This window comes from Arthrobacter crystallopoietes, from assembly GCF_017603825.1.
GTDB lineage: Bacteria > Actinomycetota > Actinomycetes > Actinomycetales > Micrococcaceae > Crystallibacter > Crystallibacter crystallopoietes_B.
In genome coordinates, this window is sequence record NZ_CP072014.1 from 3,549,645 (window position 1) to 3,571,321 (window position 21,677).

At 63.6% G+C, this 21,677-nt stretch carries 23 protein-coding genes; 6 read left to right on the forward strand and 17 right to left on the reverse strand.

Translation table 11 applies throughout. The features are described from left to right. Positions 1-189: 189 nt before the first annotated feature. From aceE to fabF, 6 genes are all read left to right on the forward strand, one after another. A complete protein-coding gene (gene aceE, locus J5251_RS16235) occupies positions 190-2,931 on the forward strand; it encodes a pyruvate dehydrogenase (acetyl-transferring), homodimeric type (protein WP_208574604.1) in 2,742 nt (913 codons plus the stop codon). A 164-nt stretch (positions 2,932-3,095) separates the two neighbouring features. Beyond that, positions 3,096-4,373: a PucR family transcriptional regulator gene (locus tag J5251_RS16240; protein ID WP_244250700.1), complete on the forward strand. Its 1,278-nt coding sequence runs from the start codon at positions 3,096-3,098 to the stop codon at positions 4,371-4,373. A gap of 94 nt (positions 4,374-4,467) precedes the next feature. Then, positions 4,468-5,448: an ACP S-malonyltransferase gene (locus J5251_RS16245; protein ID WP_208574605.1), complete on the forward strand. Its 981-nt coding sequence runs from the start codon at positions 4,468-4,470 to the stop codon at positions 5,446-5,448. An 11-nt stretch (positions 5,449-5,459) separates the two neighbouring features. After that, the gene (locus J5251_RS16250) at positions 5,460-6,512 is read left to right on the forward strand and encodes a beta-ketoacyl-ACP synthase III (protein ID WP_431188563.1); all 1,053 of its coding nucleotides are present in this window, start codon (positions 5,460-5,462) and stop codon (positions 6,510-6,512) included. Positions 6,513-6,634: 122 nt separating this feature from the next. Beyond that, complete coding sequence (locus J5251_RS16255; protein ID WP_074702064.1) at positions 6,635-6,880, forward strand: acyl carrier protein; 246 nt, start codon at positions 6,635-6,637, stop codon at positions 6,878-6,880. Between the two features lie 94 nt (positions 6,881-6,974). Further along, the gene (fabF, locus tag J5251_RS16260; RefSeq protein WP_139005374.1) at positions 6,975-8,210 is read left to right on the forward strand and encodes a beta-ketoacyl-ACP synthase II; all 1,236 of its coding nucleotides are present in this window, start codon (positions 6,975-6,977) and stop codon (positions 8,208-8,210) included. A 122-nt stretch (positions 8,211-8,332) separates the two neighbouring features. Here the strand turns inward: fabF and J5251_RS16265 are convergent, their stop codons facing one another. The 17 genes from J5251_RS16265 to J5251_RS16345 all read right to left on the reverse strand — a co-directional run bounded on the left by J5251_RS16265 (position 8,333) and on the right by J5251_RS16345 (position 21,656). Next, a complete protein-coding gene (locus J5251_RS16265) occupies positions 8,333-8,836 on the reverse strand; it encodes a DUF3145 domain-containing protein (protein ID WP_074702062.1) in 504 nt (167 codons plus the stop codon). Positions 8,837-9,042: 206 nt separating this feature from the next. Beyond that, on the reverse strand, positions 9,043-9,996 hold the full coding sequence (locus J5251_RS16270; protein ID WP_208574606.1) for a tyrosine recombinase: 954 nt from the start codon (positions 9,994-9,996) through the stop codon (positions 9,043-9,045). Positions 9,997-10,084: 88 nt separating this feature from the next. Beyond that, the gene (locus tag J5251_RS16275; protein WP_244250701.1) at positions 10,085-11,293 is read right to left on the reverse strand and encodes a DNA-processing protein DprA; all 1,209 of its coding nucleotides are present in this window, start codon (positions 11,291-11,293) and stop codon (positions 10,085-10,087) included. Continuing rightward, a complete protein-coding gene (locus J5251_RS16280) occupies positions 11,290-12,837 on the reverse strand; it encodes a YifB family Mg chelatase-like AAA ATPase (protein ID WP_139005371.1) in 1,548 nt (515 codons plus the stop codon). The genes J5251_RS16275 and J5251_RS16280 overlap by 4 nt, the downstream gene beginning before the upstream one ends. Next, positions 12,837-13,193 (reverse strand): YraN family protein, encoded by a 357-nt coding sequence (locus J5251_RS16285; RefSeq protein WP_139005370.1) that lies wholly within the window; start codon positions 13,191-13,193, stop codon positions 12,837-12,839. The genes J5251_RS16280 and J5251_RS16285 overlap by 1 nt, the downstream gene beginning before the upstream one ends. A gap of 130 nt (positions 13,194-13,323) precedes the next feature. Beyond that, positions 13,324-13,650 carry a DUF2469 domain-containing protein gene (locus J5251_RS16290; protein WP_074702055.1) on the reverse strand — a complete coding sequence of 109 codons (327 nt, stop codon included), beginning with the start codon at positions 13,648-13,650 and terminating at the stop codon, positions 13,324-13,326. A gap of 88 nt (positions 13,651-13,738) precedes the next feature. After that, positions 13,739-14,452 (reverse strand): ribonuclease HII, encoded by a 714-nt coding sequence (locus tag J5251_RS16295; RefSeq protein ID WP_139005369.1) that lies wholly within the window; start codon positions 14,450-14,452, stop codon positions 13,739-13,741. Then, positions 14,449-15,204: a signal peptidase I gene (gene lepB / locus J5251_RS16300; protein ID WP_139005368.1), complete on the reverse strand. Its 756-nt coding sequence runs from the start codon at positions 15,202-15,204 to the stop codon at positions 14,449-14,451. The genes J5251_RS16295 and lepB (J5251_RS16300) overlap by 4 nt, the downstream gene beginning before the upstream one ends. 2 nt (positions 15,205-15,206) lie before the next feature. Further along, the gene (lepB, locus tag J5251_RS16305) at positions 15,207-15,833 is read right to left on the reverse strand and encodes a signal peptidase I (protein WP_244250702.1); all 627 of its coding nucleotides are present in this window, start codon (positions 15,831-15,833) and stop codon (positions 15,207-15,209) included. A gap of 120 nt (positions 15,834-15,953) precedes the next feature. Next, the gene (gene rplS, locus J5251_RS16310) at positions 15,954-16,313 is read right to left on the reverse strand and encodes a 50S ribosomal protein L19 (RefSeq protein ID WP_074702050.1); all 360 of its coding nucleotides are present in this window, start codon (positions 16,311-16,313) and stop codon (positions 15,954-15,956) included. Positions 16,314-16,545: 232 nt separating this feature from the next. After that, the gene (gene trmD, locus J5251_RS16315) at positions 16,546-17,337 is read right to left on the reverse strand and encodes a tRNA (guanosine(37)-N1)-methyltransferase TrmD (protein WP_139005367.1); all 792 of its coding nucleotides are present in this window, start codon (positions 17,335-17,337) and stop codon (positions 16,546-16,548) included. Then, positions 17,338-17,886: a ribosome maturation factor RimM gene (gene rimM, locus J5251_RS16320; protein ID WP_208574607.1), complete on the reverse strand. Its 549-nt coding sequence runs from the start codon at positions 17,884-17,886 to the stop codon at positions 17,338-17,340. A gap of 112 nt (positions 17,887-17,998) precedes the next feature. Next, entirely contained in the window at positions 17,999-18,241 is a 243-nt protein-coding gene (locus J5251_RS16325; protein ID WP_074702047.1) for an RNA-binding protein, read from the reverse strand. Beyond that, complete coding sequence (rpsP, locus tag J5251_RS16330) at positions 18,242-18,682, reverse strand: 30S ribosomal protein S16 (protein ID WP_074702046.1); 441 nt, start codon at positions 18,680-18,682, stop codon at positions 18,242-18,244. A gap of 201 nt (positions 18,683-18,883) precedes the next feature. Beyond that, entirely contained in the window at positions 18,884-19,366 is a 483-nt protein-coding gene (locus J5251_RS16335; RefSeq protein WP_139005365.1) for a hypothetical protein, read from the reverse strand. 74 nt (positions 19,367-19,440) lie between these two features. Then, positions 19,441-20,328, reverse strand: a complete 888-nt coding sequence (locus tag J5251_RS16340; RefSeq protein ID WP_208574608.1) for a VOC family protein — start codon at positions 20,326-20,328, stop codon at positions 19,441-19,443. Positions 20,329-20,426: 98 nt separating this feature from the next. After that, on the reverse strand, positions 20,427-21,656 hold the full coding sequence (locus J5251_RS16345) for a hypothetical protein (protein ID WP_208574609.1): 1,230 nt from the start codon (positions 21,654-21,656) through the stop codon (positions 20,427-20,429). Between the last annotated feature and the right edge of the window lie 21 nt (positions 21,657-21,677).

The window sequence follows — 21,677 nt, forward strand, 5'->3', positions numbered from 1 at the left end:
GGCTACGCTATGGCACTATGAGCGGCTAGAGTTGCACGAAGAATATCCGTGCGCGTCCAACCCGGACTGCCTCGGGATTCAGCAACCAATGCCTCCGCTTGAAGCCGGAGACATTGCCCGCCGTAAGAGCGGCCGGGACGCTTGACTATGCACGGCGCAGACACAATCTGCACATAAGAGAGGTTGGACGTGAGCGCAGGAGAAGATACCTCGCACATCCTGAGCGGGCTGACAAACCAGCTCCCGGACCGCGATCCTGAGGAAACCGCGGAATGGATCGAATCGCTGGACCAGCTGATTCAGTCCCAAGGCACCGAGCGCGCACAGTTCATCATGCGCTCCCTGCTGCAACGAGCGGGCGCCCAGAGCGTCGGCGTGCCCATGGTCACCACCACGGACTACGTCAACACCATTCCCGCCGACCAGGAACCCGCGTTCCCGGGCAAGGAAGAAATCGAACGCAAGTACCGTGCCTGGTTGCGCTGGAACGCGGCGGTGCTGGTGCACCGCGCGCAGCGGCCCGACATCGGCGTCGGTGGGCATATCTCTACCTACGCCGGCGCCGCCACCCTCTATGAAGTCGGACTTAACCACTTCTTCCGCGGCAAGGACCACCCCGGCGGTGGCGACCACGTCTTTTTCCAGGGACACGCTTCGCCCGGCATGTATGCCCGCGCCTTCCTCGAAGGCCGCATGAGCGAAGAGGACCTGGACGGTTTCCGGCAGGAGAAATCCAAGGCCGGCCACGGACTCTCGTCCTACCCGCACCCCCGGCTGATGCCGGAATTCTGGGAGTTCCCGACGGTCTCCATGGGTATCGGCCCGATGAACGCCATCTACCAGGCGCAGTCCAACCGCTACCTGCACAACCGCGGCATCAAGGACACCTCGGACCAGCATGTCTGGGCCTTCCTCGGCGACGGCGAAATGGACGAGCCGGAAAGCCGCGGCCTGCTCCAGCTGGCCGCCAACGAAAACCTCGACAACCTCACCTTTGTCATCAACTGCAACCTCCAGCGCCTTGATGGCCCGGTGCGCGGCAACGGCAAGATCATGCAGGAGCTCGAAGCGTTCTTCCGCGGCGCGGGCTGGAATGTCATCAAGGTTGTTTGGGGCCGTGAGTGGGATCCCCTGCTGGCCGCCGACAAGGACGGCGCCCTGGTGGACGTCATGAACGGGACCCCGGACGGCGACTACCAGACCTACAAGGCCGAGTCCGGCGGGTTCGTCCGCGAGCACTTCTTCGGCAAGACCCCGCAGACCAAGGAAATGGTGTCCCACCTTTCCGACGAGGAGATCTGGAACCTCAAGCGCGGCGGCCACGATTACCACAAGGTCTACGCCGCCTACAAGGCTGCCACCGAGTTCGAGGGCAAGCCGACGGTCATCCTCGCGCACACGGTCAAGGGCTACGGGTTGGGCACCCACTTCGAGGGCCGCAATGCGACCCACCAGATGAAGAAGCTGACCCTGGATGATCTGAAGCAGTTCCGCGACCACCTGCGGATCCCGATCAGCGACGAGCAGCTCGAAGCCGACCCGTACCGGCCGCCGTACTACCATCCAGGACAGGACTCCCCCGAGATCCAGTACCTGCAGGAGCGGCGCAAGGCTCTGGGCGGTTACGTGCCGGAGCGGCGGAACACCGCGGAGCCGATCCATCTGCCTGACGACAAGGCCTACGAAGTTGCCAAGCGCGGCTCCGGCAAGCAGATGGCCGCGACCACGATGGCCTTCGTGCGTCTGCTGAAGGATCTGATGCGGGACAAGGACTTCGGCAAGCGGGTTGTCCCGATTGTGCCGGACGAAGCCCGTACCTTCGGCATGGACTCGTTCTTCCCGACGTCGAAAATCTACAACCCCAAGGGCCAGAACTACCTGTCCGTGGACCGCGACCTGGTCCTGGCCTACAAGGAGTCGATTTCCGGGCAGATCCTGCACGCGGGCATCAACGAGGCCGGTTCCACCGCAGCCTTCACGGCAGCAGGAACCGCCTATGCCACCCACGGCGAACCGCTGATTCCGATCTACATCTTCTACTCGATGTTCGGTTTCCAGCGCACCGGTGATTCCTTCTGGGCCGCCGGGGACCAGATGACCCGTGGCTTCATTATCGGCGCCACCGCCGGCCGGACCACGCTCACCGGAGAAGGCCTGCAGCACGCCGACGGCCATTCGCCGCTGCTCGCTTCGACCAACCCGGCGGTCATCACCTACGATCCCGCGTACGGCTACGAAATCGGACACATCATGAAGTCCGGCCTGGAGCGCATGTACGGACCGGATTCCAAGGATCCGAACGTCATGTACTACCTAACGGTCTACAACGAACCGATCCTGCAGCCGGCAGAGCCCGAAGAGCTCGACGTCGAAGGTCTGCTCAAGGGCATCTACCTGCTGGCGCCGGCCAAGGTTGACGGTCCCAGGACCCAACTGCTGGCTTCCGGCGTCTCGGTGCCGTGGGCCCTGGAGGCGCAGCAGATCCTCGCCGACGAGTGGGGTGTCTCCGCCGACGTATGGTCCGTCACGTCCTGGGCCGAGCTGCGCAGGGACGGCCTGGCGGCGGAGGAAGAAGCCTTCGTTAACCCAGGCTCCGAGCCGCGCAAGCCGTTCGTCACGCAACAACTCGAGGGTGCTACCGGACCCATCGTGGCCGTCAGCGACTACATGAAGGCCGTGCCGGACCAGATCCGCCAGTTCCTGCCTCATGAGTTCGCCACGCTCGGTGCGGATGGCTTCGGCTTCTCCGATACCCGTGCAGCCGCCCGCCGGTTCTTCAAGATCGACAGCCACTCGATCGTGGTCCGCGCCCTGGAAATGCTCGCCCGCCGTGGCGAGGTGGACCAGAACGCCCCCAAGGAAGCCTTCGACCGGTACAAGCTCAACGACGTTACGGCCGGGACGTCCGGAAACGCCGGCGGCGATTCCTGACCAAGCGGCATGAGCGGGAAAAGCAGCGGGACCTCCGGAAGGAGTCCCGCTGCTTTTTTATCTCCCCGACCCGCGTCGGCCGCGGGAACAGTTCCTGCAGTTTTAGTAGGAACCGCACAAAAGAACGAATGGAGCGCAGGCCGCCGAGTGCGTATGCTCAAGGCATGCCCCAGCCCCGGACCAACGCCGCAACCCCGGCCCCGCAAGCGTCGCCGAAAACCACGGCTCGCGGCGCCAGGCCGTCCTCAAGCAAGCAGCCGCCAGCTACCGCTGCCACCCTTGACCGGCTCAGGTCGAAAATCGGCGCATTGTCTACTACTACGCTCAAGCGGCTGGAAAGCGAGCTGCCCTGGTACCGCAGTCTTCGTCCCGACGAGCGGGCCGCGCTGGGGCTGGTTGCACAAAAAGGTATCGCCTCCTTCGTGACCTGGTATGAACGGCCGGCATCGCCTGCCTGGGTCATGAATGACGTTTTCGGCACCGCTCCGACCGAACTTACCCGGTCAATCAGCCTGCAACGCGCCCTGCAGCTGATCCGGGTTGTGGTTGAAGCCGTGGAGGACCAGGTCAGCGACTTGGCGGGCGGCAGCGACGAAGCATCGCTGCGTGAGGCGGTCCTAAGGTATTCCCGGGAGGTGGCCTTCGCCGCAGCAGACGTCTACGCTCGTGCCGCCGAGACCCGCGGCGCTTGGGACACAAGGCTGGAGGCGCTTGTCGTGGACGCCATCCTGCGTGGCGAGAGCTCGGACGCGTTGCGTTCTCGTATCGCCGCCGTCGGCTGGAAGTCCGCCGGCAGGATTACCGTCATGGTCGGCAGCTCCCCGCCGGAACCAAGCCCATCGTTCGTCGCCGAAATCCGCCGGGCCAGTTCACGGTTTGCCGACGACACCTTGGTGGGGATCCAGGGCGAGAGGCTGATTCTGGTACTGGGCGGCATCTCAGACCAGGGCACGGCCTTCATCCGGCTCAGCGAACTGTTCGGCCCCGGCCCCGTTGTCTACGGACCGGAAACCAAATCGCTGGTGGACGCGAGTATGTCGGCGCAGGCAGCTTTCGCCGGCCTCTCGGCCGCCCGGGCATGGCCAGGCGCGCCACGTCCCGTGGCGGCAAACGATCTGTGGCCCGAACGTGTCATGTCGGGAGACGACGCCGCACGCCGCGATCTGTACAAGTACATCTACGTGCCGCTGGTCAACGCCGGAAACGGACTCAGCGAAACGCTCTCCAGCTACCTGTCTCTCGGCCATTCCCTGGAGGCGACCGCCAGGGAACTCTTCGTCCATGCGAACACCGTGCGGTACCGTCTGCGGAGAGTGTGTGACGTGACCGGCTGGGATCCGCTGCTCCCCCGCGAGGCGTTCGTTCTGCAAACAGCCCTCGTTGTTGGCCGTCTGGTGGCCGCGGCGCGGCCCGCCCAAGAGCGCGCGCCTACTCGGCAGTAACAACCTGTCCTTGTAGACTTCCTACAAAGGGATCAGGCGAGCTTCGTTTGCCAAAACACCCTAAGAAACCCAACCTCTTTGGAAAGCTGGATAAGTGCTTGCAATTGTCTGCCCGGGCCAGGGCTCCCAGACCCCAGGATTCCTCTCCCCTTGGCTAGACGTCCCCGGCGTCGCTGAGCACCTGAGCTTGCTCAGCGACATTGCGAAGCTGGACCTCGTAGCCCATGGAACCACTTCCGACGAAGAGACCATTAAGGACACAGCCATCGCCCAGCCGCTGATCGTCGCGGCTGGTCTCATTGCGGCCAGAGCGCTGACCGCGGACGAGCCGCTGGATCTTTCCACGGTTGTAGCCGGACATTCCGTCGGCGAGATTACGGCCTCGGCAATCGCCGGCGCCCTGACGGAAAACGATGCGATGGCCTTCGTCCGCGAACGCGCCAATGCGATGGCCCAGGCCGCGGCCCAGACGCCGACAGGTATGAGCGCAGTGCTCGGCGGAGCCGAGGCGGAAGTCCTCGCAGCTATCGACGCTGCGGGGCTCACCCCCGCGAACGCGAACGGCGGCGGGCAGATCGTGGCAGCCGGCACCTTTGACCAACTCCAGAAGCTGGCAGATAACCCACCGGCCAAGGCCCGCGTCGTCCCGCTGAAGGTGGCTGGCGCTTTCCATACCGAACACATGGCGCCCGCCGTCGGCGTCCTGGAAGGGTTGCGTCCGCAGCTTTCCCCGGCTTCGCCGGCGCTGACGCTGCTGTCCAACTACGACGGCGAACCGGTTGCCGGCGGCGAGCAGAACCTGGACAGTCTGATCGCCCAGGTCTCCAGGCCCGTCCGCTGGGATCTGTGCATGGAAGAACTGCTCTCCGTGGGAGTGACCGGCCTACTTGAACTACCGCCGGCGGGGACACTGACGGGGCTGGCGAAGCGCGGCATGAAGGGTGTCGCTACAATGGCCCTGAAATCCCCCGACCAGCTCGAACAGGCCCGTGCCTTCATCGCCGAGCATACACAGCAGACACCGGCCGGCGTCGCACTTACCAATGAACATAAGTCTGGAGACATCCACCAGTGAGCACCCCCGTCATGCGCCAGTCACAACTGCGCGAACATTCCCGCATCCTCGGTATGGGAGCCTTCCGGCCCGATGTCATCGTCACGAACGACGATGTCTGCCAGTGGATTGAGTCCTCGGACGAATGGATCCGCCAGCGGACCGGAATTGTGACGCGCCACCGTGCCGGAGCGGACACCTCCGTTGTGGACATGGCCGAGGGCGCTGCCAATGAAGCACTCCAGAAGGCCGGCATAGAAGCCTCCCAGCTCGGGGCCGTCATCGTCTCGACAGTCTCGCACCCGTACGCCACGCCGTCGGCCGCTGCTGCCTTGGCAGACCGGCTGGGGGCAACGCCCGCGCCGGCATTCGATATTTCCGCTGCCTGCGCCGGCTACTGCTATGGCATTGCCCAGGGCGACGCCCTGGTCCGTTCCGGCGCGGCCGAATACGTTCTGGTGGTAGGAGCCGAGAAGCTCTCGGACGTAATCGACAACTCCGAACGGACCATCTCCTTCCTGCTCGGCGACGGTGCAGGCGCCGTTGTTATCGGCCCTTCCGACACACCCGGCATCGGACCGTCGGTCTGGGGCTCGGACGGGAGCAAGTGGGACGTCATCGGCATGACCCATTCGCTGAACGACGTGCGGGAGCTGTCCTTGGCGGCAGAGGCCGCAGGCTCTCTCTCCGCAGCTGCCGAAGAACGGACCGAGGACGGCAAGAAGCTGTGGCCCACCTTGCGGCAGGACGGACAGTCGGTCTTCCGCTGGGCCGTGTGGGAAATGGCGAAGGTTGCCAAGCGCGCCATGGACGAGGCCGGGGTCAAGCCGGAAGAGCTGGCCGCGTTCGTCCCGCACCAAGCCAATATGCGCATCATCGACGAAATGATCAAGCAGCTTAAGCTTCCGGATAGTGTTGCGGTTGCCCGCGACATCGCAGACGCCGGGAACACGTCCGCGGCGTCCATCCCGCTGGCCGCGCACCGGCTGCTGCAGGAAAACCCCCAGCTCAGCGGAGGCCTGGCGTTGCAGATCGGCTTCGGTGCGGGGCTGGTCTTCGGTGCACAGGTCGTCGTTCTGCCGTAGTATCGCAGTCGTTCCGCTGCATTTTCCCCTGCATGTGAACAGTTTTCCATTCCAAGCCGTATTCAGCGGTTTGACAACCCCGGCCGGACACCGTGCCGGCACCATAAGAAAAGGAGCCTTCAATGGCTAGCAACGAAGAAATCCTGGCAGGCCTGGCCGAAATCGTTAACGAGGAAACCGGGCTCGCCCCCGAGGCTGTCGAGCTGGACAAGTCCTTCACCGATGATCTGGACATCGACTCCATCTCCATGATGACGATCGTCGTCAACGCCGAGGAAAAGTTCGGCGTCCGCATCCCGGATGAAGAGGTCAAGAACCTCAAGACCGTCGGCGACGCCGTGGACTTCATCGCCAACGCCCAGGCGTAAGTTTTCCCTTCACAGGGACCGGCGGCCGGATGGAAATCGGTCCGGCCGCCGACTCTTGCATTTTTTGCCCCACACCCTTGGAGAGAATAAGTAAATGGCACGCAAAGTAGTCATCACCGGCCTTGGCGCCACCACGCCCATCGGCGGCGACGTCCCCACGATGTGGAAGAACGCTCTCAAGGGCGTGTCAGGCGCCCGTACCCTTGAAGACGATTGGGTAGCCCGCTACGAACTCCCCGTGACCTTTGCCTGCCGGGCCTCGAATAAACCGGACGAAGTACTGACCCGTGTCGAGGCCAAGCGGATGGATCCCTCCACGCAGTTCGCCGTGGTCGCCTCCCGTGAAGCCTGGAAGGATTCGGGCATCGAGGAGATCGACCACGACCGGCTAGCCGTGGCCTTCGCTACCGGTATCGGCGGCGTCTGGACGCTGCTGGACGCTTGGGACACCCTCCGGGAAAAGGGCCCCCGCCGGGTTCTGCCGATGACCGTGCCCATGCTGATGCCCAACGGCCCGTCAGCAGCGGTGAGCATGGATCTGGGTGCCCGCGCCGGCGCCCACACTCCTGTTTCCGCCTGCGCCTCCGGCACCGAAGCCATCGCCTTGGGGGTTGATCTCATCCGCGCCGGCAAGGCCGACGTCGTCATGACCGGCGGCGCCGAAGCTGCCATCCATGCCATGCCGATTGCCGCCTTCAGCGCCATGCAGGCGCTCTCCAAGCGTAACGACGACCCTGAGCACGCCTCACGGCCGTACGATCTGGACCGCGACGGATTCGTCATGGGCGAAGGAGCCGGCGCGCTTGTCCTCGAAGCCGAGGAACACGCCCTGGCCCGCGGCGCCCGTATCTATGCCGAACTTGCCGGCTCCGGAGTCACCGCCGATGCCTACCACATCACTGCCCCGGATCCGGAAGGCCTTGGAGCGACCCGGGCACTCAAGGCAGCCATGTTTGACGCTCGCGCTCAGGCCGTAGACGTGGTCCACGTCAACGCTCACGCCACCTCCACCCCGGTCGGCGACAAACCCGAGTACACAGCACTCAAGGCTGCGCTAGGCAGTCAGGTGGACAATGTCTCGGTCTCGGCGACCAAGTCACAGACCGGACATCTCTTGGGTGCCTCGGGCGCCGTTGAATCTGTCATGACGGCCCTTGCTGTGTACGAACGCAAGGCACCTGTGACCATCAACCTCGATAACCAGGATCCGGAGATCCCGCTGGACGTCGTGACCTCCGCCCGGGATTTGCCGAGCGGCGACATTGTGGCGCTGAACAACTCCTTCGGTTTCGGCGGACACAACGCCGTCGTCGTATTCCGGAACGCCTGACCGTACGGGAGCAGAAATCCCTGCCGTCGATTGGCAAAGGAGAGGCTGCCCAGCGATTCGCTGGGCAGCCTCTCCTTTGCTTTGCTGTTGGATGAGCGGCGAAGACGTTTGATGCAGAAGTGTCAGCCGACTTGGTGAAGCCACCGGACGGGCGCGCCTTCGGCTGCATGCCGGAAAGGTTCCAGCTCTTCGTCCCAAGCCTCGCCCAGCGCGAGGGAGAGCTCATGGTAGACCGCTGCCGGATCACCGGCACCCGTCTCATAGGCATAGCGGATGCGGTCTTCCGAAACCATGATGTTGCCATGTACATCTGTTGCCGCGTGGAATATGCCGAGTTCGGGCGTATGCGACCAGCGGCCGCCATCGACGCCGGGGCTCGGCTCTTCTGTCACCTCATAACGCAGGTGGGCCCAGCCACGCAAGGCGGACGCCAACATAGAACCTGTCCCCTGTGGACCGATCCACGAGAGTTCGGCCCGGAACATTCCGGGCGCAGCAGGTTGAGGGGTCCAGTCAAGATCCGTTCGCTTGTCCACGACGGATCCGACGGCCCACTCGATGTGGGGGCATAGCGCTGTAGGCGCCGAATGCACAAACAGCACACCACGCGTCATCACAACAGACATCCCATCCTCCAATTTGCTGTAGGTACGTCTTCCCCAACGACCTTCAGCCCACGGACAGTTATCTGATTCCGACGCTGCTATTGCTCAGGTTGATTCAACGATACTTCTCTTAGTATTTCGTCAACCCGATGGATTATGTGACTCATTCTGCCGCATGTCCAGGAATTCCGCCAGCGTAACTACCGAGTTGCCATTCATCGCAAGCATTAGGCACGCGGATGCGCCTGCTTATAGCTTGCTCGCAGACGATCCACCGAGACGTGGGTATAGATCTGTGTAGTCGCCAAGGACTCATGGCCAAGAATCTCTTGGACGGCACGGAGGTCCGCTCCACCGTCGAGAAGATGCGTAGCGGTACTGTGGCGCAATGCGTGCGGGCTGGTGGCCGCGGTGTCGCCCAGTCCAGCAAACAAGCGTGCGGAAACGTCCCGCACCTGCCGCTGGTCGATCCGTTTTCCCCGGCGGCCCAGAAACAGCGCCGGACCACTGGCATCCGTGGCAAGTGCTCCCCGACCGCGGCGAAGCCAGTCGTCCAACGCAGTTGCGGCAGGAACGCCATAGGGAACAGCTCGCTCCTTATTGCCCTTACCCAGCACGCGTACCAGCCTGCGGTCCTGGTCAAGGTCGTCAATGTCCAGTCCGGACAACTCCCCAACACGAATTCCTGTGGCGTAGAGAAGTTCGATCAGCGCCCGATCCCGCAGCGGAACGGGCTGCCCCTCGGCTGCTTCCGCAGCCAGGGTCGAGAACAGTTGATCCACCTGGCGCCGCTGCAGGACGTGGGGCAGCGTCCGTTGGCGTTTGGGGGCCTGCAGCCGCACTGCCGGATCGCTTCCTATCAGTTCTTCGCGCAGTGCCCAAGCGGTAAACATTCGGGCGGCAGCGGCACGGCGGGCGATGCTGGACCGGGCCAGGCCGTCGGCATTCATACCGCCCAGCCAGGCGCGTAAAGTCAGCAGACTGATTCCACTTAAATTTGTTACGGAGTTGTCCGCCGCGAAGTTGAAGAGCTGTTGGAGGTCGGCCAGGTAGGCACGTGTGGTGTGTTCAGAATGAGCACGCTCGGCAGTCAGGTACTTTTCAAACCCGTTGAACGCTAAGCTGAAGCTTTCCGGCCATGGCCGGCCCAATGCAGCTTGCGGCGTCTCACGAGCATTCATCGTTCCACTGTCCTCGATCCCGGTCGCGAACTCAAGACGCCACACGTTAGGCGCCGGCAGGATTTAGGAAGCGACGACTACCCAGCATTCAGCCCCGCCGGTGCCGCCGCCAACCCGACGAATCCTGCTGGGCAAGGGACATGATTTCCAGCCGGCCGAGCCCCGCCAGCACCGCCCTCAGGGGCAACCCGGCTACAGCCGAAAGCTTCTCGACCGTGGTTCCCTGCCTCACGGGCAGTGCGTCCAGCAGGAGCAGGTCCTCCACGCTTAGACCATCATGATCGGACAGTGGCGCCTGTTGCTCTGCGGCCGCCCCGGCATCAAGGGGTCCCGCTAATTCAGCGGCTTCCGCAGCGTCGGTTACGCAGACTGCACTGCCGTCCCGCAGCAGCCGGTGCGTGCCTGCCGAGTTCGCCGAGTAAATGGATCCCGGTACTGCGCCGACCGGACGGCCCAGTCCTGCAGCATGGTGCGCCGTGTTCAGGGCTCCCGAGCGCCACCGGGCTTCTACGACAACAGTGGTACCGGCCAGTGCGGCGATCAAACGGTTGCGCTGCAGGAACCGCCAGCGCGTGGGCGCGGCCCCCGGCGGCAGCTCGGAAAGCAGAAGACCTCGGCTGGCCACGGTTCGGAGCAGTTCCTCATTCCCCGCCGGATAGTAGCGGTCCAGTCCGCACGCCATAATGGCAACGGTAGCTGGCCACTGCCCTGGCTCCGCGGCTGCCAAGGCGGACCGATGAGCCTGGGCGTCGATGCCGTAGGCACCTCCGGAAGCCACGCAATAGCCCTTCTGCGTCAGGCCCGCTGCCAGGTCGCCGGTAGCCGAGTTGCCGTAGTTCGTGCTGTCCCTTGAACCGACCAGGGCTACGGTGCGTTCTGCTGGGGGAATTCCGCCTGAGTATTGCCCGCGAATCCACAGGCACAGCGGTTCTGCGAGTTCCAGATCAGCCAGTGCCAGTGGCCAAGACTCATCGCCTGGCACCAGTACATTCCCACCCAGGCGCTCGATCGTGGCTAGGTCCCGATCCGGGTCCAGATCCTTAACACGCGGCTGCCAGCGCTGCAGGGCCTCGGAAAGCATTCCCTGCTGGCTGCGTGACTGCTCCCGGTTCAGCAGGCGGTAGAGCTCACCCTGCAGCTCCGGCCCCGGTTTCACCTCGCCTGTAGCGATACGCAGCCCATCCAGGGCACCAACGGCCGCGACAAGGGCGAGTCCCACCCAGTCCGAAGGCTCCATGAGCCGTGATAAGGCCGCCCGCGCCCTGCGGTCGGCGGCCCGCGTAGTTGTCGTCATCATGCCGCACCTACCTGTTGGCGGAAAGCCAGCGCCGTGCTGACGCAGTCTCGACCGGGAACCGCCAGGCCGGCCAGGTCGGCCATGGTCCAAGCCACTCTGAGCACCCGGGCATAACCCCGGCCGGTCAGCACATCGCGCTCCATGGCCTTGTCGAGGTCAACCGTTGCCGTGCGCGAAAGCCTCAGCTCGGTCTTGAGTAGCTCGGCTGAGACTTCAGAATTCAATTCGTGCCCCCAACGTCCCAGCCGCTCCCTTTGGGCCCGCCTGGCTTCGTGCACCCGTGCCGCAACGGTACGGCTCGCTTCCTGCTCCGCAGCACCGGCCATGTCGGCCAGCGACAGCCGCTTGAGCCGCAGCTGAAGATCTATACGGTCTATCAGGGGTTTGGATAACTTGCCGAAGTACCGGCGGCGTTGCATGGGCGTGCAGCTGCACTCCAGTCCTTTGCCGCTGGCCATCCCGCAGGGACAGGGATTTGCGGCCAGCACCAGCTGGAACCGGGCAGGATAGGCAGCCGTCCCCGCTGCCCGGTGGAGCACGAGGTTCCCGCTCTCCAGCGGCTGTCGCAGCGCATCCAGTACGGCGCGGTCATATTCGGGCGCCTCGTCGAGGAAGAGGACGCCGCGGTGTGCCCGGGATGCGGCCCCGGGACGCGGGACTCCGGAACCGCCGCCGATGATGGAAGCAGTGGTGGCCGTGTGATGTGGGTTTTCGAATGGCGGACGCCGCAGCAACTGGGTCAAATGCGCGGCTGTATTGCTCAGCGAATGGACTGCCGTGACTTCCAAGGCGTGATGGTCCGGCAGGTCAGGCAGCAGACCGGGCAGGCGCTCCGCGAGCATCGTCTTGCCTGCCCCGGGCGGCCCGACAAGCATGATGTGATGCCCGCCGGCGGCGGCAACCTCCATGGCAGTCCTGGCTTCGTGCTGGCCCGTGATGTCTGCCATGTCGGGTTCGCGGCAATCACCGGCTGATGGGCTCCCGTGCCCGGCCGGCGTTTCTTCTGCCCCGTCCAATGGGAGCAGCAGCGGGACCGGATCCGCGCCATAGGCAAGCAGCAATTCAGCCAGAGTTCCATAACTCCGGACCTTGACGCCGGGAACCAGTTCCGCTTCCGCCCGGTTGGCCGCCGCCACAACGACCTCTGGGTGGCCGTCATCAACGGCTGCCATGACGGCGGGCAATACTCCCCGGATGGGCCTCAGCCTGCCGTCAAGCCCCAGCTCGGAGAGGAACACTGTCCCGCCGCTTGGCCGGACATCACCGGCTGCCTGCAGGGCGGACATCAGGATTGCCAGATCGAAGCCCGAGCCCTTCTTCGGCAAGGAGGCCGGAATCAGGTTCACGGTGATTTTGCGCCGGCTCAACGGGATTCCGGCGTTCTTGGCCGCCGCCTTGATCCGGTCCTTCGCCTCATTCAGCGACGCGTCCGGCAAGCCGAGAAGGACAAATGCCGGGAGGGTCTGGCCTATGTCGGCTTCCACTTCGACCATGTGCCCACACAGGCCGACCAGTGCCACGGAAAATGTTCTGCCCAGTCCCATCAGCCCACGGCCTTCACATGCTCGATGACTGGAGGGGTCTGCCCGTCATGGAGAATGGCTACGGCATCGATCCGGTACCCGGCGCCCGACATGCCGTGCGCACGCAACCATTGCAGGGTGAGAATCTGCAGCCGCTGCACCTTGGCAGGCGTAATCGCCTCGAGCGGATGCCCGTGGTCCGGACTCCGCCGCGTTTTGACCTCGGAAACGACAACGGTCGCACCTTCCAGTGCAACGATGTCGATCTCCCCCGTGCCGGAACGCCAATTCCGGTCCACGACCCGCTGCCCGGATTGCTCCAAATACCTGGCGGCCAGGTCCTCGCCGTCTTTTCCCAGTTTGTCTTTGGCTCTCATACCCCCAGCGTTGCGGCACGGACCGCCACGGGACAGAGGCCAAGAGTGTTATGTGGACGTTGAACCTGACCGTGATTGCTGTGCAGGAAAAGTGCAATATCCACTGGGCCGTAGGCAGGCGGGGAAAACGCTAGTTGCCGAGGTCTGCGTCCTTGGGCAGCGTCAGGTCATCGGTCTTGGTCAACTCTTCGATGTTCACATCTTTGAAGGTCAGCACGCGAACCTTTTTGACGAAACGTGCCGAGCGGTAAATGTCCCAGACCCAGGCATCCTGCAGGGTCAGGTCGAAGTAGATTTCGCCATCGGCGGAGCGGGCCTGCAGATCAACGTGGTTGGCCAAGTAGAACCGCCGCTCGGTCTCCACAACGTAGCTGAACAGACCCGCAACGTCGCGGTATTCGCGATAGAGCTGCAGCTCCATGTCCGTTTCATAGTTCTCAAGATCTTCGGCGCTCATGCCACCATCTTCTCGCAGTTCGGGTAGGTCTGTGTTCCCTGCCGGACGTCGACCCTCTTGGAGGCGATTTCGGCGGGTGGAGAACCGGTCAGAGCGGTTCTGCTCCGCTCAGTTCAACGGCGGCCATGGCCGGGCTGTCCGGCGTAAGCCGCCAGCTCTGCCTGTGCTGGCTTGAAGGACCCTTGTCCAGAATGGCAGCCCGATGGCTGCCCGTAGCGTAGCCCTTGTTGGCCTCCCAGCCATACGCCGGGTACTCGTCGGCAAGCTTTATCATCATTGCGTCGCGTTCCACCTTGGCCAGGACACTGGCGGCGGCCACGCTAAGGCACTGCAGATCGGCCTTGATCTTTGTGTGCACTGGCGCGTCGCACCCGGCGCCGTCGGATACCTCGAAGAGCGATGCCTGCGGCTGTGCCGAGAGCCAGTCATAGTTACCGTCGAGGATCACGACATCCGGCCGTGCTACGGCAAGAACCTGCAGCCAGGCGCGGGTTCCGGCCAAGCGCAGTGCCGCCATCAGCCCCAGGCCGTCAATCTCTGCAGGGGAAGCATGGCCAACGCCGTAGGCAGCGGCCCAGGTCCGGATCACCGGTACGAGAGCTTCACGGTCCGCGGCGCTGAGCAGTTTGCTGTCGCGCACACCTTTGAGTGCCTTTGCCGTGGTGGCGTCGATCAGGACCATGCCCACGGAGACGGGGCCGGCCAAGGCTCCACGGCCAACTTCATCCGCACCGGCGATCAACCGGTGCCCCTGCGTCTTGAACGAACGCTCGAAGCGCAGATGCGCGTCCTTCGGCGTCATCGGCTGGCCCCCTGTGCCGGTTCGGTTTCCTCCACTGAGCCCGACTCCTGGCCGGGGTTCGCTCCATCAGGCGCCGGGACGGCGTCGAACACCTCCGGATAGCTGCCCAGCACACTCATCCGGCCCAACGGCCAGGCGATCACGGCGGCCCTGCCTTCCACCGCGTCAATGTCAATGAATCCGCCGGATTCCTCGTCGCGGTGTTCACGGGAATCGGCCGAGTGGTTCCGGTTATCCCCCATGACCCAGATTTTACCCTCGGGAACAACGACGTCGAAGGGCTGGCGTGCGTTGTCGGATTCCGGATGCAGATAGGGCTCATTGAGCGGATACCCGTTCACGGTAATCCGTCCGTCTGCATCGCAGCAGACCACCCGGTCGCCGCTGACACCGATCACGCGCTTGACCAGATGCTGCTGCGAGCTGTCCGGCAGCAGCCCAACAAAAGTGAGGGCCTGCTGGAACCAGCCATCGCCGTCGTTCGTTTCCGCCGGAGGCAGCCAGCTGAGGTCGTCCTCGAAGACAACAACGTCCCCGCGGTTGAGACTGAACGGCTGGGGCACCAGCAGATTGACGAAAATGCGGTCGTTGACCTCCAAGGTGTTTTCCATGGAAGTGGACGGGATGTAGAAGGCCCGAAACAGGAAGGTCTTAATCAGGAACGACAACAACAGGGCTACAGCCACAATGACCGCGATTTCGCGCAGCCAGGCCAGAACCGGGTTTTTCCGTTTGCCTGCCGCCTGCTCCATGTTCACTTTCCTTTGTCCGTTTCGGGATCGATGCCAAGAGCGGTCCGCTCCAGCGGGCCGGACCGTTCCAGCGGCCAGACGATTTCCATCGGCCTTCCGATTACCCTTTCCAAGGGAACCATACCGCCGCCGGGCGCACCGAGCAGTACACGCGAATCTGCTGAGATTGACCGGTGGTCCCCCATCAACCACAACCTATCGTGCGGCACCTCAACCGAGAATTCCTGTTCACTGGGGGCATCTCCGGGATACACGTACTCTTCCGTAACCGCTTCCCCATTTATCATGAGCCGGCCGTCCGGAGCACAGCACTCCACCGTGTCGCCCGGAAGCCCGATGACCCGCTTCACGTAAACGGTATCGCTGCCGACGAGACCAAACCATTGCCCCAGCCCGAGCAAAGCGTCCACGTAGGCGGGGTTCCCGCTGTCGAAGGGCGCAAAGGAGCCTCGGCCGTCGAAAACCACCAGGTCGCCCCGCTCGATGGGTCCAAAGGCATAATCCGTTCTGGAGACCAGTACCCGGTCACCGCTATCCAGCAGCGGCTCCATCGAATCCGAGGGAATGTAGTAAACGTCGATCAGGGTAGCGCGCACCACGGCGCTGAGCACGATTGCCGCAGCGAGCACAGCTAAGACAAAACGCCAGCCCGGGAATCCGGACCGGCGTTTTGCATGTTCCCCGGATGAGGCCCGGGGAACTGGAATTTCTTGCACCACTTAGTTCAAGCTGCCCTAAGAAAAGGGATGCTACTTGGCAGTACCGAAGTCGCGCTTTTCCTTGATCTTGGCAGCCTTGCCGTGGCGGTCGCGCATGTAGTACAGCTTGGCACGACGAACGTCACCCTTGGTCAGAACTTCGATCTTGTCGATGATCGGAGAGTGAACCGGGAAGGTACGCTCCACGCCGACACCGAAGGAAACCTTGCGGACGGTGAACGTCTCGCGGACGCCGTCGCCCTGGCGGCCCATCACGAAGCCCTGGAAGACCTGGATACGGGCGTTCTTGCCTTCGATGATGTTGACGTGGACCTTGACGGTGTCACCGGCGCGGAACTCAGGAACGTCGCTGCGCAGTGAAGCTGCGTCTACGGAATCGAGGATATGCATTGTTATCACTCCTGGTGAACGCCACAGGTCATCCACTTTGGTCACGGCTGAGACTCCGGCGCGCGGCCGGACCTTCAATACCGAAAGATCTGATAAACCGGCGCGTCCGGAAATGGTACGCCGGTGTGTCTAGCTGTTGGCTCCACGCCCCCTGTGGCAGGCGCGAACCCAGCAAACACAAGTCTTCATTTTGCCACACCGCGGCGGGCACCGCCAATTGAACCGGCTTGGGTCAGCGGTTAGCTGGGTGCGGCACGATGCCGGTCGCCGAAACGGTGTAGCCCTGGCTGTCGAGCAACGCCTTGTCCGCCTTGTCCAGCGTGCCTGGATCCAGCCGGGCAATCAGGTCCGGGCGACGGCGGAGAGTGCGCAGCAATTGCTCGTCGCGCCGAAACCGGGCGATCTTGGCGTGGTTGCCGCTGAGCAGCACCTCGGGAACCTCTTTGTCCCGCCACTGCGAAGGCTTGGTATACACGGGGTACTCAAGCAGGCCGTCGGAATGCGATTCCTCGACCAGGGATTCGGGGTTACCCACCACACCCGGAATCAGGCGTCCGATGGCCTCCACCATCGCGAGAACGGCCACTTCCCCGCCGTTGAGGACATAGTCCCCCAGACTCATCGGCCGGACGGTAAATCTCTCTTCGGCCCAGTCCAGCACGCGCTCGTCGATACCTTCGTACCGGCCGCAAGCGAAGACCAGATGTTCTTCCTCAGCGAGCTCGTGGGCGGCCGCCTGTGTGAAAACTTCACCCGCCGGAGACGGCACGATCAGCACGGGGCGGTGGGATTCGTCCGCAGGCAGCACGGATTCGAGGGCCTGCGCCCAAGGCTCGGGCTTCATCACCATGCCGGCGCCGCCGCCGTACGGCGTGTCATCCACGGTGCGGTGTTTGTCCGTCGTGAATTCCCGCAGGTCGTGCACGTGCAGCTGCAGCAGGCCGTCCTGGCGTGCCTTGCCGATCAGGGAAAGCTCCAGGGCGGCCAGATATTCGGGAAAAATGCTAACGACGTCGATGCGCACTTAGCGCTCCCCTTCGCCGTCGTCGGGGGTGCTTTGGCTCTCGGCCGAGTTGAGCTCGAAAAGACCTGCGGGCGGCGTGACCCGGATGAAACCGGCCTCTACGTCGACTTCGGGGACAATCTGTTCTACAAAGGGAACCAGAACTTCCTCGCCGTTGGCTGCAGTGACAACCAGAAGGTCCTGGGCGGGAAGGGTGTTCAGGGCGGCAACTTTGCCGACTTCCTGCCCATCCACCAGCACGCGCAGGCCGACCAGTTCATGTTCGTACCAGGCGTCTTCATCGTCGTCGACATTTTCCGTGTCGACGAACAGCTTGGCGCCGCGGAGCTCCTCGGCCTCGTTCCGGTCCACCACTTCCGCAAAGCCCAGCAGCAGGATGTCCTTGTTCCAACGGGCCGACTCAATCGTCAACGGCCCCAACCGCTCCGGCTCAACGACAAAGGCGGTACCCGGAACGAAGCGTTCCTCCGGCGCATCCGTCATCACCTGGACAGTGACCTCGCCTCGTATGCCGTGGGGTTTGCCAATCCGCGCAACCTGGACCTGCATGGAATCTCCTGTCGAACTACGTCAGAGGGTAGAAAATCGGGGCACAAAAACATCCGGCCCACACACCATTATCTGGTGCGGGGCCGGATGCGATGACTGATGTGAAGCGTGCTCAGCGGCGGCGGTCAGTATCCACTACGTCCACGCGGACCTGCTCGCCACCGGCCAGTGCGGCGATGACGGTGCGCAGTGCGCGTGCAGTGCGGCCCTGACGGCCAATGACGCGGCCCAAATCATCCTGGTGGACCCGCACCTCAATAATGTCTGAGCGGCGGTTGGTCTTTACCATGACCTTGACGTCCTCGGGACGGTCAACGATGCCACGGACCAGGTGTTCGAGCGCTTCAGCCAGCATTTACTCAGCCTTTGCGGTTTCGTCGGCAGACTCTTCAGCCGGCGCTTCTGCAGCGGCTTCGTCGGCGGCCTCTTCCTTCTTGGCCTTCGGGGTGATGGCCTCGGGGATGATCACGGACTCCTTCTCGGGAGCAGCGAAAGCTTCCTTGGGAGCCTTGGTCTTGAGCGTGCCTTCCTGGCCCTCAATACCCTTGAACTTCTGCCAGTCACCGGTGATCTTGAGCAGGGCGGCAACCTGCTCGGACGGCTGGGCGCCTACGCCGAGCCAGTACTGTGCACGGTCGGACTTGATGTCGATGTACGACGGCTCCTCGGTGGGGCGGTACAGTCCGATCTCCTCGATGGCACGGCCGTCGCGCTTGGCGCGGGCATCCATGACAACGATTCGGTAGTGGGCTGAGAACTTCTTGCCGAGGCGCTTAAGGCGAATCTTTACGGCCACTTTAGTGGTCACTCCTGGTTCTGAAAATGGGCGAACCCGTATGTCTGCACCCGTGGGGCGGGCCGTGGTTGGGGTTCAAAGGACAAGATACTTGCACGGAGAGAGGGGCCGCGCAGATCGAGTACCTGTCTATTGTGCCAGATGCAGCCCAATCCGCGCGACTCGACTTCCCGGAACGTTGCGAGCGGCGACGAATACCGGTCAGACGGACTCCGTACCGCTCCAGATATAGAGCTGCTGGCGGCCGTCTTCCGCGGCGTCCGCAGCGAGTTCGCCGATCCGCTTTACCGACTCCACTGCGGCGTCGCCATTGAGCGGCATGTCCTCTTCGGAAGCCCACGCGGCGGCGACGTCGGGCAGGACGGGCGCGCCGTCGTCGGACGTTTCGGCCAGCAGGTCGGCCAAGGCGCGGACCATCGGCTCCGGTGCGACATACAGGGTCTCGCTGGCGACGTCGGCAATGGCCAGCTCATCGTCACCAACGGAATGAACCGCCTGCCCTGCCAACTGGCCCAACCGTTCGATTTCCCAATCGGTGATGCCGTTGATCCTCGTGTGGGGAGCATCCGGAATTTCCACCTGGGCTCCGCCTTCGCCAACAGCCTCCAGCGCCTTATCAAGCGCGGCGGCGCGCTGCACCGCCGCGTCGTGGGTGGCCACAAAAACTTCAGTAATTCCGGACATAGCGCCTCCGCCTCGGATTGGATGCATTTGGTTTCACCCTATCCTGCGCGGGGCTGCGGCCAAACTGCGCAGTATCAGGAGACGGCGACGCGCAGCTGGTTGCGCCAGGGATCCTCAAACCGAAGCTCCGCACCGGTGTGATGATGGCCGACACCGGCACTCGCGAGCCGCTGGGCCAGCGCGCCGACCTCGTCGTCGTTCGGAACGTGGATCAGCACCTCCCCCAGGCCCAGGGTGTCCTTACGCGGGCCAGCGCCGCGGCTGTTCCACACGTTCATCGCCATATGGTGGTGGTAGCCGCCGGCGGAGACAAACAACGCCTGGCCGTGCCAGCCCGCCGTGCGCTCGAATCCGAGGGTATTGACGTAAAACTGCTCCGCCACCGAGGTGTCGCCAACCTGCAGGTGAACGTGGCCGATGGCCGCGCCAGCGTCGCGCTGCTTGCGGACGGAGTCCTCGGTGAGGTGGCTGTGCAGGTAGGACTGGGGGTTCAGGGCCAGGCTGTCCATGTGGACTTCTTTGCCCGTGGCAGTCTCGTTCCATTCCCACTGTTCGCGGGGCCGGTCGAAGTACAGCTCGATGCCGTTGCCCTCGGGATCGGTGAAATAGAAGGCTTCGCTCACCAAGTGATCGGCGCTGCCAACGAAACGCGTGGGATCCGTTTGGGCCGCAGAGGCAACAGTAGCGGCAAGGTCCGACTGGCTGTCGAAAAGGAATGCCGTGTGGAACAGTCCCGCTTCGCCGCGCGACGGCAGCTGGAGCCCGGCGGCGGGCGCAAGGTGGACCAGCGGCGTGGTGCCGCGGCCCAGATACACGCCGCCGAGACCTTCCGCAACAGGATCCAAGCCCAGCGCGTTCTGGTAGTACTTGGTCATGTTCGCCATGTCCCCCACCTTGAGCATTACGGTGCCCATGGTGATGTCGCCTGCCAACAGATCCTGGTCTTTTGGTTGAAAGTTCATGTATATAAGAATACTTGAAGCTTCACGTTTATTCCAGTCCCCCGTGGTAAGGCGGTCGAGTTCCCGGATCTGCCACTGGGCGACCCAGCGGGGCAAGATCAGCGACGGCGGTTCCGCCGGGACTTGAGAAAGCCGTAGAGGACGAGCTCGCTTGCTGCCTCGGTAACCAACGACAGCGCGCCCGCGCGCATGATTCCGTTGCGGGGGCTTCGGTGTCTGGCCGCGGCGCGGAAAAGGACTGCAGCAGCACTGGCCGCCACGGCCGCACTTCCGGCCAGCAGCTCCGGATGCGCCAATACGGTCCGGTGCCATTTGGCGAGGGGAGAATGTCCGGAGGTGGGAGTAGCGATGACTTCGAGCAAAGCCCTGGCCATCGGTAGCGGGGGCATCACCGTGACCGGCTGTCCCACGGCGGCCATCGGCGCTTCGGCCAGCCGGCCGGCCAGTTCCGGCAAGCCCAGGGACACCGCTGTCCGAGCCAGGACCTCGCCGTCCTCCGGCCCCTGCATCAGGTCCCTGAGCCGGGACTCCGCCTCAGCATCCAGGTCGAAGGCTTGGGCGATGCCGGAGGTGCTCGGCTCGGTGGAACGGACCAATGTTCCAAGCAACCGCAGGGCTTCGGCCGAGGCCTTGTCGGTGGTTGCGAACGGTTTGGGCTGCGGCTGCCAGGCGTGCCAGAAGTTATTGCGCGCGTCGTTCACAGCACCGGGAAGCCAAACTTCAACGGCTCGCAGTCCGTCCAGGTTCATTAACGCGACCAAGGGCTTGGTTTCGGCCGGCCAGTTGTAGAGCCCGGGCGCGGCTTCTCCTTCCACAACCACCACAGAGCGGCCCGGCACGGCTTCGTCTTCAAGGATCTGGAGTTCGACGCGGTTCAGCGTGCCGAACATGATCAGATCCTCGTGACGGATCTGTCCCACGAGCACGGTGCGCAGCAACATCGAATCTTCCACATCCGTCGCACTGGGATCCCCGAGTTCAGGCTCCTCGGCCAGCCGGAACGCGGCCTCTGCTGCGGGAGCCTGGTAGCTGAAGCCATCCATGTCCACGGCAGCGCCGAGGGCTAACGAGAAACTTTGGGCCAGCATACGGTAGTCGGGGCCCGGCACGGCGTCGCCATCCTGGTCCAGGACAGCGACGCGTCCGGCAGCATTTCGGGCCAGCAGCATTTCAACGACCGTTTGGCCCGCCTCCGGCTGGCCTGCCGCGAAAGCACCGAGCAGTGAACGGTCCGTGATCTCTTGCATCAGGGCCGCTACACCAGCCTCATCCAGTGGCCACGGCCACCAAAGTTCACCGGTCATGGGCTCCCAGGCAGATTCACTCATGGCATCAACGCTAGCAAGTCC

Excerpts from the sequence above, each read along its gene's own strand:
- J5251_RS16270 (WP_208574606.1), bottom strand. The coding sequence starts at position 9,996 with ATGAATGCTCGTGAGACGCCGCAAGCTGCATTGGGCCGGCCATGGCCG.
- J5251_RS16345 (WP_208574609.1), bottom strand. The coding sequence starts at position 21,656 with ATGAGTGAATCTGCCTGGGAGCCCATGACCGGTGAACTTTGGTGGCCG.
- J5251_RS16265 (WP_074702062.1), bottom strand. The coding sequence starts at position 8,836 with ATGTCTGTTGTGATGACGCGTGGTGTGCTGTTTGTGCATTCGGCGCCT.
- J5251_RS16255 (WP_074702064.1), top strand. The coding sequence starts at position 6,635 with ATGGCTAGCAACGAAGAAATCCTGGCAGGCCTGGCCGAAATCGTTAAC.
- rimM (WP_208574607.1), bottom strand. The coding sequence starts at position 17,886 with ATGCAGGTCCAGGTTGCGCGGATTGGCAAACCCCACGGCATACGAGGC.
- J5251_RS16280 (WP_139005371.1), bottom strand. The coding sequence starts at position 12,837 with ATGGGACTGGGCAGAACATTTTCCGTGGCACTGGTCGGCCTGTGTGGG.
- J5251_RS16290 (WP_074702055.1), bottom strand. The coding sequence starts at position 13,650 with ATGAGCGCCGAAGATCTTGAGAACTATGAAACGGACATGGAGCTGCAG.
- rplS (WP_074702050.1), bottom strand. The coding sequence starts at position 16,313 with ATGCATATCCTCGATTCCGTAGACGCAGCTTCACTGCGCAGCGACGTT.
- J5251_RS16295 (WP_139005369.1), bottom strand. The coding sequence starts at position 14,452 with ATGACGCCGAAGGACGCGCATCTGCGCTTCGAGCGTTCGTTCAAGACG.
- J5251_RS16240 (WP_244250700.1), top strand. The coding sequence starts at position 3,096 with ATGCCCCAGCCCCGGACCAACGCCGCAACCCCGGCCCCGCAAGCGTCG.
- J5251_RS16325 (WP_074702047.1), bottom strand. The coding sequence starts at position 18,241 with ATGCTGGCTGAAGCGCTCGAACACCTGGTCCGTGGCATCGTTGACCGT.
- J5251_RS16335 (WP_139005365.1), bottom strand. The coding sequence starts at position 19,366 with ATGTCCGGAATTACTGAAGTTTTTGTGGCCACCCACGACGCGGCGGTG.
- J5251_RS16250 (WP_431188563.1), top strand. The coding sequence starts at position 5,460 with ATGCGCCAGTCACAACTGCGCGAACATTCCCGCATCCTCGGTATGGGA.
- fabF (WP_139005374.1), top strand. The coding sequence starts at position 6,975 with ATGGCACGCAAAGTAGTCATCACCGGCCTTGGCGCCACCACGCCCATC.
- J5251_RS16340 (WP_208574608.1), bottom strand. The coding sequence starts at position 20,328 with ATGAACTTTCAACCAAAAGACCAGGATCTGTTGGCAGGCGACATCACC.
- lepB (WP_139005368.1), bottom strand. The coding sequence starts at position 15,204 with ATGGAGCAGGCGGCAGGCAAACGGAAAAACCCGGTTCTGGCCTGGCTG.
- J5251_RS16285 (WP_139005370.1), bottom strand. The coding sequence starts at position 13,193 with ATGAGAGCCAAAGACAAACTGGGAAAAGACGGCGAGGACCTGGCCGCC.
- J5251_RS16275 (WP_244250701.1), bottom strand. The coding sequence starts at position 11,293 with ATGATGACGACAACTACGCGGGCCGCCGACCGCAGGGCGCGGGCGGCC.